The organism is Streptococcus oralis (assembly GCF_022749195.1).
Classification (GTDB): Bacteria; Bacillota; Bacilli; order Lactobacillales; family Streptococcaceae; genus Streptococcus; species Streptococcus oralis_CI.
The window spans coordinates 566,183-579,189 of sequence record NZ_CP094226.1 but is presented as its reverse complement, the minus strand read 5'-3'; the positions used below and the strand labels follow the sequence as shown (position 1 = coordinate 579,189).

Annotated in this window: 13 protein-coding genes and 1 pseudogene; 2 read left to right on the top strand and 12 right to left on the bottom strand. The window is 42.4% G+C overall.

From position 1 onward, the window contains the following. Positions 1-139 precede the first annotated feature (139 nt). The 7 genes from rpsR to MP387_RS02855 form a co-directional block, all read right to left on the bottom strand. Entirely contained in the window at positions 140-379 is a 240-nt protein-coding gene (gene rpsR / locus MP387_RS02885; RefSeq protein ID WP_000068664.1) for a 30S ribosomal protein S18, read from the bottom strand. Positions 380-410: 31 nt separating this feature from the next. Beyond that, complete coding sequence (gene ssbA / locus MP387_RS02880; RefSeq protein WP_242747550.1) at positions 411-881, bottom strand: single-stranded DNA-binding protein SsbA; 471 nt, start codon at positions 879-881, stop codon at positions 411-413. 11 nt (positions 882-892) lie between these two features. After that, a complete protein-coding gene (gene rpsF / locus MP387_RS02875; RefSeq protein ID WP_002896497.1) occupies positions 893-1,183 on the bottom strand; it encodes a 30S ribosomal protein S6 in 291 nt (96 codons plus the stop codon). Between the two features lie 135 nt (positions 1,184-1,318). Beyond that, positions 1,319-2,524: an MFS transporter gene (locus MP387_RS02870; RefSeq protein ID WP_070683872.1), complete on the bottom strand. Its 1,206-nt coding sequence runs from the start codon at positions 2,522-2,524 to the stop codon at positions 1,319-1,321. Positions 2,525-2,649: 125 nt separating this feature from the next. After that, entirely contained in the window at positions 2,650-3,993 is a 1,344-nt protein-coding gene (gene asnS, locus MP387_RS02865; RefSeq protein ID WP_423218897.1) for an asparagine--tRNA ligase, read from the bottom strand. Positions 3,994-4,145: 152 nt separating this feature from the next. Next, positions 4,146-5,324, bottom strand: coding sequence for a pyridoxal phosphate-dependent aminotransferase (locus MP387_RS02860; protein WP_242747548.1), 1,179 nt, complete (start codon positions 5,322-5,324; stop codon positions 4,146-4,148). Positions 5,325-5,333: 9 nt separating this feature from the next. Then, complete coding sequence (locus MP387_RS02855; RefSeq protein WP_000776858.1) at positions 5,334-5,810, bottom strand: cell wall elongation regulator TseB-like domain-containing protein; 477 nt, start codon at positions 5,808-5,810, stop codon at positions 5,334-5,336. Between the two features lie 118 nt (positions 5,811-5,928). Here MP387_RS02855 and MP387_RS02850 point away from each other — a divergent pair, with 118 nt between their 5' ends. Together MP387_RS02850 and MP387_RS02845 are read left to right on the top strand one after the other, a co-directional pair. After that, entirely contained in the window at positions 5,929-6,375 is a 447-nt protein-coding gene (locus MP387_RS02850) for a MarR family winged helix-turn-helix transcriptional regulator (protein WP_242747546.1), read from the top strand. 91 nt (positions 6,376-6,466) lie between these two features. Then, positions 6,467-7,015: an NAD(P)H-dependent oxidoreductase gene (locus MP387_RS02845; RefSeq protein ID WP_242747544.1), complete on the top strand. Its 549-nt coding sequence runs from the start codon at positions 6,467-6,469 to the stop codon at positions 7,013-7,015. A gap of 31 nt (positions 7,016-7,046) precedes the next feature. On the opposite strand, the gene yaaA is transcribed toward MP387_RS02845, so the two are convergent. From yaaA to MP387_RS02820, 5 genes and pseudogenes are all read right to left on the bottom strand, one after another. After that, positions 7,047-7,775, bottom strand: a complete 729-nt coding sequence (gene yaaA / locus MP387_RS02840; protein WP_242747542.1) for a peroxide stress protein YaaA — start codon at positions 7,773-7,775, stop codon at positions 7,047-7,049. Between the two features lie 79 nt (positions 7,776-7,854). Beyond that, positions 7,855-7,976 (bottom strand): annotated as a pseudogene (locus MP387_RS02835) (DUF3953 domain-containing protein). 96 nt (positions 7,977-8,072) lie between these two features. Continuing rightward, complete coding sequence (locus MP387_RS02830; RefSeq protein WP_242747540.1) at positions 8,073-9,668, bottom strand: hypothetical protein; 1,596 nt, start codon at positions 9,666-9,668, stop codon at positions 8,073-8,075. 11 nt (positions 9,669-9,679) lie between these two features. Then, on the bottom strand, positions 9,680-10,090 hold the full coding sequence (locus tag MP387_RS02825) for a peptide deformylase (RefSeq protein WP_242747538.1): 411 nt from the start codon (positions 10,088-10,090) through the stop codon (positions 9,680-9,682). Positions 10,091-10,194: 104 nt separating this feature from the next. Continuing rightward, complete coding sequence (locus MP387_RS02820; RefSeq protein WP_242747536.1) at positions 10,195-12,891, bottom strand: cation-translocating P-type ATPase; 2,697 nt, start codon at positions 12,889-12,891, stop codon at positions 10,195-10,197. Positions 12,892-13,007: the final 116 nt, after the last annotated feature.

Here is a 13,007-nt window from a genome sequence, read left to right as displayed (position 1 = left end):
CCGTCGGGGTCTTATTCGCTTTCTTATTTCCGAGCTCATGAAAAAGAGGTCCACTGGACCTCAACTCGCTCTCTCATTTCAAGGCTCGTGAAAAAAAGACCCGTAAGAGTCTGAAAAAGAGGTCCCCCGGACCTCTTTTTTAATCTTCGTTTACGAAAGGCATCAAAGCCATTACGCGAGCGCGTTTGATAGCTGTTGTTACTTTACGTTGGTTTTTAGCTGAAGTTCCTGTTACACGACGAGGAAGGATTTTCCCACGTTCTGAAACGAAACGGCTAAGAAGCTCAGTATCTTTGTAATCAACATATTCAATTTTGTTTGCTGCGATGTAATCAACTTTTTTACGGCGTTTGAATCCGCCACGACGTTGTTGAGCCATGTTTTTTCTCCTTTATAGTATTAATTGTCCATTAGAATGGTAAATCATCATCTGAAATGTCCAATGGATTGGTTGCTGCAAATGGATTTTCAGAACGTGAAAAGTCTGGTACTGGGTTTGCAGGTGCTGATTGGCCAGCAGTTGGTGCAGAATAAGCTCCACCTGAATGTCCTTCGCGCACTCCGCGGCTTTCCAACATTTGGAAATTCTCAGCCACGACTTCTGTTACGTAGACACGTTGTCCTTGCTGGTTATCGTAACTACGAGTCTGGATACGGCCTGTGATCCCGATAAGAGAGCCTTTTTTAGCCCAGTTAGCAAGATTTTCAGCCTGTTGGCGCCACATAACGACATTGATGAAATCAGCCTCACGTTCGCCATTTTGACTCTTAAATGTACGGTTTACTGCAAGAGTAAAAGTCGCAACTGCTACATTTGATGGGGTATAACGCAACTCAGCGTCACGTGTCATACGCCCTACAAGTACAACATTGTTAATCATAATTTACCTTCTTACGCGTCAAGTTTGACGATCATGTGACGAAGAATGTCAGCGTTGATTTTTGAAAGACGGTCAAACTCTTTAAGAGCTGCGTCGTCGTTTGCTTCAACGTTAACGATGTGGTAAAGTCCTTCACGGAAATCTTGGATTTCGTATGCAAGACGACGTTTTTCCCAGTCTTTTGATTCAACAACAGTTGCACCGTTGTCAGTCAAGATAGAGTCAAAACGTGCTACCAAAGCGTTTTTCGCTTCTTCTTCAATGTTTGGACGAATGATATAAAGAATTTCGTATTTAGCCATTGATATGTTCCTCCTTTTGGTCTAATGACCCCCAGTCTTTGCAAGGGGTAAGTGAGGTTCGCTCACAATAAACCATTATACTAGAAAAACTGATAGATAGCAAGTAAAAAAGATAAAAGTGAAAAAATAACTTTATTACTTAGAAATAACATCCTCTTCCAGTTTCAAAGCTCCAGCCATCTCTTTCAAAATGAAAAATAGCAAAAAGCTGGCTAGTACTAAAATGAGCCCTAAGTAAAGGAAGGCTACTACAAATCCTAGATAATCAATCAACCATCCCGTCAGAGGAAAAATGATAATCATGCTTAGGCTGAACATCATAGAGTAGACACTTAGCATGGTTGCCCGTACCTCACTTGGGAGTCGCTTTTGTAAATCATTATCAAAAATCGGCTGAAAGAGAGCATATAAGGCGTTACTGATCAAATAAACCAAAATATAAATCAGCGGCGTACCAAAGTAGGAAAGCAAATAAGTTCCTCCCGTCAAGAGTACAAGAATGGGAAAGAGTTTTAAGGCTGAATACTTCTTTCCAATCTTACTTGCTAGATAAACTGCCCAGATATTCAAAACACTGCCCATCAACATGACCATCGAAATCTGCCACCCTTCTAAGTCAGGAAGTTGATTTTGATAGTAAAAATAAAACATGCACATCAGTGTCCCGATGATTTGGGAAAGAATCATCCAACTAAAAAGACTGGGGTTTCTCCGCAACTCCTCTTTGACAGTCCAGATTATTTTTTTCATCGTCAAACGCTCAGATTTTTGCGCTTTAACACTAGGCTCTTTTAGCATCCAAGTTAGGAAAAGAACGATTATAGAAGTAACAATCATGATATAGTAGGTCAAGTGCAATTGACCATGGACAAAAAATCCCGCTAAAACGGTCCCCAAAGACCGAGTCCCTTCTGCGACTCCTGACATAAAACTGGAGATAGACAAGTAGCGCTCTTTTAATCCAGCCTCCACAGCCGAATCATAAACCATGGCTGCACTCGTCCCCGAATCAAAATTATAAGACAAGGCACTCACCACCATAGCGAGTGCGTAAATCCAAAAATTACCTTGCCCTGCTAACATGAGAATAGACGAGGCAATCCCAGCTATTCGACTTAAATATAGATTGGTTTTATAGGAATAGCGGTCAGCTAACATTCCTGAGGGAATTTCACAGATGACACTGGTGGCATGAAAAATACTTTCCAATAAGCCAATCTGCCAAAGCGACATCCCGTTTTGACTGAGAAATAGAATCCAAAAGCTGGTAATGCCCAGAAAGGCAAAAAATTCCACACCAGCCATGAGACCGATATTCTTCCGGTAATTTCGTTTAAACATAGTTTCTCCTTTAACAAGTGTATTTGTATCTTTGTGTTTGTCACTTGTTAAGCTGTGCTTTACATGTTCTCCACCTCTTCTTTCTTCTACTTTGAAAAAACGCCCTAAGGGCGTTTGGATTCATTTTATGGTTTGATACGATGCAACATACGTGGGAATGGAATGGCTTCACGGATGTGTTTGGTTCCAGCTGCGAAGGTTACCATACGCTCGATACCGATACCAAATCCTCCGTGTGGAACTGTACCGTATTTACGAAGGTCAAGATAGAATTCATACTCTGTACGATCCATACCAAGTTCATCCATCTTAGCGACAAGGGCATCGTAGTCTTCCTCACGCATAGAACCACCGATGATTTCTCCATATCCTTCTGGTGCAAGCAAGTCTGCACAAAGTACGCGTTCTGGATTTCCAGGAACTGGTTTCATGTAGAAGGCCTTGATAGCTGCTGGGTAGTTCATGACAAATGTTGGCACACCAAAGTGGTTTGAAATCCATGTTTCGTGTGGTGAACCAAAGTCATCGCCATGTTCCAAATGCTCGTAGTCAGCATCTTCATCGTTTTCATGCTCTTGCAAGAGGTCAATGGCTTGATCGTAAGTGATGCGTTTGAATGGCTCTGCAATGTAGCGTTTCAAGAGCTCTGTATCACGTTCCAAGGTTTCCAAGGCTTGAGGTGCACGATCCAAAACGCCCTGAAGAAGGGCTTTTACGTAAGCTTCTTGCAAGTCAAGTGACTCATCGTGTGTCAAGTAAGAGTACTCTGCGTCCATCATCCAGAACTCAGTCAAGTGACGGCGCGTTTTTGATTTTTCAGCACGGAATACTGGACCAAAGTCAAAGACACGACCAAGAGCCATAGCCCCTGCTTCTAGGTAAAGCTGACCTGATTGGCTCAAGTAGGCTGGTGTTCCAAAGTAGTCTGTTTCAAAGAGTTCTGTTGAATCTTCTGCTGCATTTCCTGAAAGGATTGGGCTATCAAACTTCATGAAGCCGTTCTTGTCGAAAAACTCATAAGTCGCATAGATAATCGCGTTACGGATTTGCATAACCGCTACTTGCTTACGAGAACGGAGCCACAAGTGACGGTTGTCCATCAAGAAGTCTGTGCCGTGTTCTTTTGGAGTGATTGGGTAGTCTTGAGATTCACCGATCACTTCGATGTCTGTGATATCGAGCTCATAGCCAAACTTAGAACGCTCATCTTCTTTGACAATTCCTGTCACATAAACAGAAGTTTCTTGGCTTAGGCGTTTAATTGTATCAAACTTCTCTAGTCCCACTTCCTCACCGAACTTTTCAATAAAGTTTGGTTTAAAGGCTACACCTTGGAAGAAGGCTGTTCCATCACGCAATTGCAAGAAGGCAATTTTCCCTTTTCCAGATTTGTTGGCAACCCAGGCTCCGATGGTCACTTCTTGACCAACGTAGTCTTTTACATCGATAATTGTTACACGTTTTGTCATAATCTATCTTCCTTTTTTCGTTTAACTTGTCCGAAGACATCATTACCCACTATTTTACCATAAATAGACTGCGATAGCTAGGTTCTACTAGAGAAAAATCGCGAGATTTTCGTTACAAAAAATCTTCGCTGAAAAGGCGAAGATTCTAAGTTTTATTTTTCCATAAATTGATGCAAACGGCGAATAGCTTCTTTTAATGTATCCAAGTCTGTGGCATAGCTGAGACGAACATTTTCTGGTGTTCCAAATCCAGCTCCTGTAATCAAGGCAAGACCGACTTCTTCGAGAATAGCCGTTGTAAACTCTGTCACATCAGTATAACCCTTCATCTCCATCGCTTTTTTAACATTTGGGAAAAGATAGAAGGCTCCTTGGGGCTTGACAACTTCAAATCCTGGCACTTGGCACAAGAGTGGATAAATGGTATTCAAACGTTCTTCAAAGGCTTGGCGCATGGTTTCAACAGAGTCTTGCGGTCCAGTCAGCGCCTCAATCGTTGCATACTGAGATACTGCTGTCAGATTTGAAGTCGTTTGTCCTGTCAATTTGCTCATGGCAGCAATAATTTCAGGATTTCCCACAGCATAACCTACCCGCCAACCAGTCATGGCATAGGCCTTAGATACACCGTTAATCACAATAGTTTGCTTGCGAATGGCTTCTGACAGACTAGAAATTGGAACAAATTCGTTCCCGTTATAAACCAGACGACCGTAAATATCATCTGCTAGGATAAGGACATCATGTTCAACAGCCCAATTTCCGATAGCCAAAAGTTCCTCGCGAGAGTAGATCATACCGGTCGGATTCGATGGTGAATTGAGAACCAAGACCTTGGTCTTATCTGTTCGCGCTGCTTCTAGCTGCTCTACTGTTACTTTAAAGTGATTGTCTTCCTTGGCCTGGACAAAGACTGGCACACCTTCTGCCATCTTGACCTGGTCTCCATAGCTGACCCAGTATGGTGTAGGAATGATGACCTCATCACCTGGATTGACCACAGCCATAAAGAAGGTGTAGAGAGAGAACTTAGCACCAGTGGCAAAGGTAACCTCGTTGGCTGCAACAGAATACCCATAATAGCGTTCAAAATAGGTATTAACCGCCGCTTTTAACTCTGGTAGGCCTGAAGCAACTGTATAAAAGGAAGCTCGTCCATCCCGAATCGCTTCTATCGCTGCATCCTGAATGTTTTCAGGAGTATGAAAATCAGGCTGTCCCAAGGTTAAGAAAAGAACATCCTTTCCCTGAGCTTTTAATGCTTTGGCTCTTGCATCACTGGCTAGAGTGACGCTTTCTTCCATTTCTAGTACACGTTTGGATAGTTTCATATGCCCTCCTTATTGGATCACTGCTCCTGTTTCAAAGTCAACCAGATAGTACTGGTTTCCTGACTTAACTTCCCAAATCGGCTTGTCCTGATAACGACCAAAGGTGATCTTGTCAATGTCGCTAGCTCCTTTTTCCCTCGAAATCGTCGCTGCCTTGTCTTGAGAAATCCCCTTATCAAGCTGATAGACATAAATCTTGTGGTCATTCTTTTCAATCAGTACGGCAATGGCCTCTTGCTTTTTATTATGTCCTAAAACGCTGTAATAACCTTCTAGTCCATTATAAAAATCAACCTGATCTGCCTGTTCCAATTCTGCATACTGCTTGGCTAGTTTTTCTCCCTCAACTCTAGCATCTTGATAGGGTTTCATGCTGAGTGATATCAGATAAAGGAAGGAAGTGGTCATGACTAGTACTACCAGAGCAATGCCGATTCCATACTGTAAAAGTAGCTTGTTTTTTGCTTTTTTCTGTCTTAGTTTCACTCGTCTATTTTACCATCTCTCCTTCTTTATTACAAGTGAAGACAGGAACATTCTAAGATTCTTTTCCTATAAAATGTAAGTTCTTGTTTTTCTCTCTCATTATTGATAAAATAGCCTTATGAAACAATATTTGAAAGAGAAAATTTCCGATAATCAATTAGACTTAAAAACGGCTATCGTCCTCAACAAAGCCATACGAACTTTTAAACCATATGAAGCCAATGCTGCCAAAGAACACGGATTAACCCCTACTCAATTTTCCGTTCTGGAGACCCTCTATAGCAAGGGGGAACTACGCATTCAGGACTTGATTGAAAAAATGCTAGCCACTTCTGGAAACATGACTGTTGTCATTCGAAATATGGTTCGAGATGGATGGATTTCTAGAACTTGCGACCCCAAGGATCGTCGCTCCTTTTTCCTGAAATTAACACCTGCAGGACGCAGAAAAATCGAAGAGGTTCTTCCTGACCATATCGATTCGATCGTAGAAGCACTCAGCATCTTGGAAGATGGCGAAAAGGAAGACTTAATCCAGATTTTAAAAAAATTTAAAAATTTGTGAGCAAAATTATTGCTAATTAGTATCATTTGTTGTAACATGGATGGTAACAAAAGAGTTCGCTCTTTGAATTTTAAACTAAAGGAGACATATCATGTCTAAAAAAGTATTATTTATCGTCGGTTCACTTCGCCAAGGTTCTTTCAACCACCAAATGGCCCTCGAAGCTGAAAAAGCACTTTCTGGAAAAGCAGAAGTTAGCTATCTTGATTACTCAGCTGTTCCTCTCTTCAGCCAAGATTTGGAAGTTCCAACTCATCCAGCTGTAGCTGCTGCTCGTGAAGCAGTCCTTGCTGCTGATGCAATCTGGATCTTCTCTCCAGTCTACAACTTCTCTATCCCTGGAACAGTGAAAAACTTGCTTGACTGGCTCTCTCGCGCCATTGACTTGTCTGATACACGTGGTGCTTCTGCCCTCCAAGACAAGTTTGTTACTGTCTCATCTGTAGCCAATGCCGGTCACGAGCAACTCTTTGCTATTTACAAAGACCTCTTGCCATTTATCCGTACACAAGTCGTTGGTGACTTTACAGCTGCTCGCGTCAATGACTCTGCTTGGGCTGACGGAAAATTGGTGTTAGAAGAAGCAACTGCTTCATCACTTGCAAAACAAGCTGACGACCTTCTTGCAGCCATCAACTAATCTAGCAAAAACCAGCTCGAATGAGCTGGTTTTATGCTTGTTTCACAAAGACGAGTTCTAAATCACTTGATAAATCAGGTCGGTAGTCAAAGCCGGCAAAGCAGAGCTTGCGAGCTTGTTCGACTGTTTGAACTTGTCCTTCTATCAAGGCGCTCAAAAAGGCGCCACGTGCTTTTTTTGAAATAGTTGAGTGAATCTTCAGCTGACCTTCCTTATCCTCCATAAATTTGAAGGTCACCATCTTTTCTCTGATTTTCTTCGAAAATACAGTTTCAAACTCTGATGATAGGAGTGAGAATATCAAGTTCTCATCCTGTAGGGCCTCATCGTAAGCTGACTTCCAATGACTCTTTAAAGTCTTACCAGCAACTTTTAACTTCATCAAGAAATCCAAACGGTGAGGAGCCATTGGAGATATGGCAGGGACAACACCGTATAAAGCTGATGTTATTAAAACATGATTTTCAAGATAGGTTTGTTCAGCCTCGGTTAACCCATCTCGTTTGATGTGACGATACATGAGACCATCGAAAAGTTTCAAGGCTGGATAATGTTTAGCCCTGTGATCTTTTAAAGCTTGAATATGGCCGTACTCTTCTTCTGCTTTCTCAGCAGATACCTTGTAAAAAGTCTCTAATTCACTAGCTGAGTAATTCGCCAGTGAGTCAAGGACTGCCTGACTTTTTTCCCTCAAAGGGAGCGCTTCGATACAAGGATGGTCTGTGTTCATTTCTTTTGCTGTTGGGATTAAAATTTTCATATTGTTAGTGTAGCATATTTTTCAATCACGACCAAGAATTTCATCTTAAAAACCTCGGTTCACACCGAGGTTTCTCTGTTTATTTTGGCCATCCTAACCAGATAGCCACGAGAACAAGGGCTGTGCCAGCTAAGCTTGTTAAGATAGATAAGAATTTATCTTTTTTCTCCTTGAACTGAAAAAACCTATTTTTATACTCAATGAAAATCAAAGAGCAAACTAGGAAGCTAGCCGCAGGCTGTACTTGAGTACAGCAAGGCGACGCTGACGTAGTTTGAATTTGATTTTCGAAGAGTATTATTGTACTTTAAAGGTCTTGAGATAATTATCTTTTCCAACTTGACCTTCGAAGGTTTGGCCATTTTCGAGGTAAGGAAGGTCGTCTGACACTGAAGCCTTGACCTTATAAATCTTGCCATCAACTTTAAAGAAGTAGACGGTATCCCCCTTGATGACAGCTGATTTAAGATCTGAAACCACTCCCTTGATGTTTTCTACCGTTTCATTATCCAGCTCGAGGTCGTTTTTATTGGCATATTTGCTAAGGAGTTCATCTACCGTAGTTGCTACGATAACGTTTTGGTACTCCACGGCATCGACCAATGCATACTCCTTGACCAAGCCTGCATTGTCCTTCAAGCCCATGATATAGAGAGGCTTGTCATTGAGATTGACAAGAATAGGGAAGGTAGCCTTATAGGCCTTCTCTTGCACTGCTCCTTCTGCGGAAGCACGGGCTGATTCTTCGGTTGCTGAAGCTAGATTGTACTTGGTGATTTCACCAGTGCGCATATTTTCAAGGATAAATCCTAGATTACTTTCGTCAGCGTTTGCTGAAGTCACCCCCGTGTAGAGATAGATGTCATTTCCGATAGAAAGATAGTTATAGCCCTCAGTCGTTTGAGTAACATTTTTCTTAGAAATCAAGGCATTCCAGAAACCGTCTTTATACTTACCGTTGTAGTTGATTTGTTCGATGGTTTCTTCTGCTGGATAGACACGATCCACCCATTCTGGGACTTCATCCAAGCTGTATTCCTTGGTTTCTCCATTGGTGGCGTCTAAGATAATAACAGATGAAGGACGCGGGACTCCTAGACCAAACTGCTTTTGATAAACGGTTGCTACATAGAAGGGATTGCCTTCATCATCCACCTCAAAGGATGGCGTTTTAAAAATCTTGGTTGGGTACTTGATCCGAAGATGGCGTTTAACGTCACGGTTAAAATACTCAGAGTCTGAATACTTCATTGGCGTTTTTAAATCCACCAATTCCGCATTTCCTGTCACCATATCAACCTTGATATACTCACCAATTCCCTTGGACTGATTATTAAACCATTTGATCGGGTCGGCATACTCCAAAGGAGTCACCCGATAAGGTTTGCCATCAACCGTCAGCTGAGTATAGGTATCTGCTGCCACGTACTGGGAGACCTTATCCGTCAGAGATCCTAGATAACGGTCTCCAATCTTTTCTGCAGTGCTCCGATCTAGGATTGGAACCTTACTGGTATCACTCTTAGGAAAATCTTTAAAGTCTTTTTCTGTAATGGATACCACATTAGCATAATTTTTTGCTTGGAAAAAGCTAGAGGTTACTAGGCTTACCAGACCAGCAAGGGCAAAGATAAGTCCTGCGGCCAGCAACAATCCTCCACCTAATTTATTAAAATGAAATCCTTCTAGATTGAGATCTTTGGCAGCCTTGCCATGACGTACATGAACAGTTTTAAGGAGATTGGTATCCTTGCGGAAACTAAACAAAATCCCCATCACCACCAGATGCCCACAGAGAAAGAAGATGAATTCCCAACTAGTCAGATTGAAGGGTGGTAAAAAGATATACCAAGTCGTTGCGATAAAAACAAGTTCAAATAGTATGCGTTTCATCTGAATTCCTCCTAAATAATCCGTCCTTCCAAATGATCCAGTTCATGTTGGCAGATCTGAGCCGGAAAACCTGTTAACGTAATGGTCTGTTCCTGCCACTTGCTATCACGATAGGAAACCGTAATCGTTTCATAACGAGTTGTTGGTCGCACCCCAGTCAAAGACAAACAACCTTCCTCTGTCTCGTAAGGTCCTTTATAGGAAAGGAGAACGGGATTAAACATGACTATGGGAACCAAGCCAAGATTAAAGATAATCACGCGCTTCTGCACGCCAATCATATTGGCTGCCAGACCGACACAGGTCTCGCGATTAGCCAGCAGGGTATCCTGCAAATCCTTAGCCAGATAAAGGTCTTCCTGACTTGCAGATTTCGAGACCTGCGACAAGAATAAGACATCTCGGACAATTTTCTTTTCCATTCTCTTTCACTCCTTGCTACTTTACTTTATTATAGCACAAAAGAGGATAACTTCTAACCATTCTCCTCAAATGAAAAAAAAGCCATCCGAAGATGACTTTCTTTTTAAATCGCATTCTTATCAAGACCAAGTTTACGTTGAACAAACTTGACGATTTCTACGATAAGTATCATTGAGAAGCTTCCAGCTAGAACAATAGCCCATTGAGACAAGTCTAGTTTGGTTACGTGGAAGATACCTTCAAGCGGTTCTATGACGATGGTTGCCATAAGAAGAATGAAGGATACCAAGATTGACCAGTTGAAGGTTTTAGACTTGAATGGTCCAACTGTCAAGATGGATTGGTAAACAGACTTAACGTTGTAGGCATGGAAGAGCTGAATCAAACCGAGTGTTGCAAAGGCCATTGTAAGGGCATCTGCGTGAATAGCTTGGTTGTCTCCTACATGGACTGGATAGGCAAGAGCTAGACCATAAACGGTCAAGACCAGTGCCCCTTGGAGTACACCTTGATAGATGATAGAACTCAAGACACCACCTGAGAAGAAGCTAGACTTACGTCCACGTGGTTTGTGGGTCATAACACCTGGCTCAGCAGGTTCAACACCAAGAGCAATAGCTGGGAAGGTATCGGTTACCAAGTTGATCCACAAAAGATGAACTGGTTGCAAAACATCCCATCCAAAGAGGGTTGCTAGGAAAATGGTCAAAACTTCAGCCGTATTGGCAGAAAGAAGATATTGAATTGTCTTTTGAATGTTTGAGAAGACCTTACGTCCTTCTTCAACTGCGACGATAATAGTCGCAAAGTTATCATCCGCAAGAATCATATCAGAAGCTCCCTTAGAAACCTCTGTACCAGTGATTCCCATACCAATACCGATGTCGGCTGTTTTCAGAGCTGGAGCGTCATTAACACCGTCACCTGTCATAGCAACGACCTTACCTTGGTTTTGCCAAGCTTTCACGATACGAACCTTGTGTTCTGGAGATACACGCGCGTAGACAGAGTATTGACCAACGACTTTTTCAAATTCTTCATCAGAAAGTTCGTTAAGCTCAGCACCAGTCAAGACATGGTCTTCTGAGTCATTTTCATCGATGATTCCCAAACGTTTGGCAATGGCTTCCGCTGTGTCTTGGTGGTCACCAGTAATCATAATTGGACGGATTCCTGCTTCCTTAGCGACACAAACCGCTTCAGCTGCTTCGGCACGCTCAGGGTCAATCATCCCAATCAAACCAGTAAAGATCAAGTTGTTTTCCAGTTCTTCAGAAGTCAAGTTTTCTGGAATGCTATCAATAATCTTATAAGCACCTGCAAGGACACGCAAGGCTTGGTGAGCCATTTCAGAGTTGTTTGTGTGAATTAAGTCATTGACTTGATCATCAATCGGAGCGACATCTCCAGCTTTATCACGAGCAACACAACGTTTCAAGAGTTGATCTGGAGCCCCTTTGACTGCCACGAGGAATTTACCATCTGACAATGGATGAACCGTTGACATGAGTTTACGATCTGAGTCAAACGGCAATTCAGCTACACGAGGATATTTCTCTAAGAACCCTTTAACATCGTAGCCCTTGTCCAAAGCATACTGGATGAAGGCTGTTTCCGTTGGATCCCCAATCAGATTTCCTTCAGCATCAATCTTGGTATCGTTGGCCAAGACAACAGAACGAAGAAGCGGCATGTCCAAGCCAAGTTCAATCTCATCAGCTGAGTCATGTAGGACTGCGTCATAGAAGACTTTCTCGACTGTCATCTTGTTCATGGTAAGCGTACCAGTCTTATCAGAAGCGATGATTTCTGTTGAACCAAGTGTTTCGACTGCTGGCAACTTACGAACGATAGAGTTTCGTTTTGCCAAAACTTGAGTACCAAGGGCAAGAACGATGGTCACGATAGCAGGAAGTCCTTCTGGGATGGCTGCAACAGCAAGTGCAACAGAGGTCATCAACTCACCAAGTGGATTTTTTCCTTGAATGAAGACTCCAACTACAAAAGTAACAAGGGCAATAACCAAAATTGCATAGGTCAAAACCTTAGAAAGGTTGTTCAAGTTTTGTTTGAGTGGCGTGTCTGTCTCGTCAGCATCTTGGAGCATACCAGCGATATGACCCACTTCAGTGTACATACCTGTATTGACAACAACACCAAGACCACGACCATAAGTCACATTTGAGTTTTGGAAGGCCATATTGACACGGTCACCAATACCAGCATCTGTAGCGAGCTCGACGGTCAAGTCTTTTTCAACTGGAACAGACTCACCTGTCAAAGCTGCTTCTTCGATTTTAAGAGAATTAGCTTCTAGCAAACGTAGGTCTGCTGGTACGACGTCACCTGCTTCAAGAGCAACGATATCACCTGGTACCAATTCTTTTGAGTCAATCTCAGCCATATGCCCATCACGAATAACGCGTGCTGCTGGACTAGACATAGACTTGAGGGCTTCGATGGCTTCTTCTGCTTTTCCTTCTTGGTAAACACCAAAGGCTGCGTTGATGATAACAACTGCTAGAATAATGATGGCATCTGCAATATCTTCCCCACCAGAAGTTATGACGGACAAGATGGCTGCAGCCACCAAAATAATAATCATCAAATCCTTAAACTGTTCGATGAATTTAACCAAGAGAGATTTTTTCTCACCCTCTTCGAGTTCATTGCGCCCATATTCAGCTAGGCGTTTCTGCGCTTCGCTTGACGAAAGGCCTTGTTCAGTTGCTTCAACCGACTTCAAGACTTCTTCGGGACTTTGAGTATAAAACGCTTGGCGTTTTTGTTCTTTTGACATGTGTCTCCTCCTTGACATTGTGTGCAAAACAAGGTCTCTTTTAGTTTTATGACAAACAAAAAGAGACCTGTTAATCATAACAAGTCTCGCTGTTTAAGATAGTGCCGGAAAACATA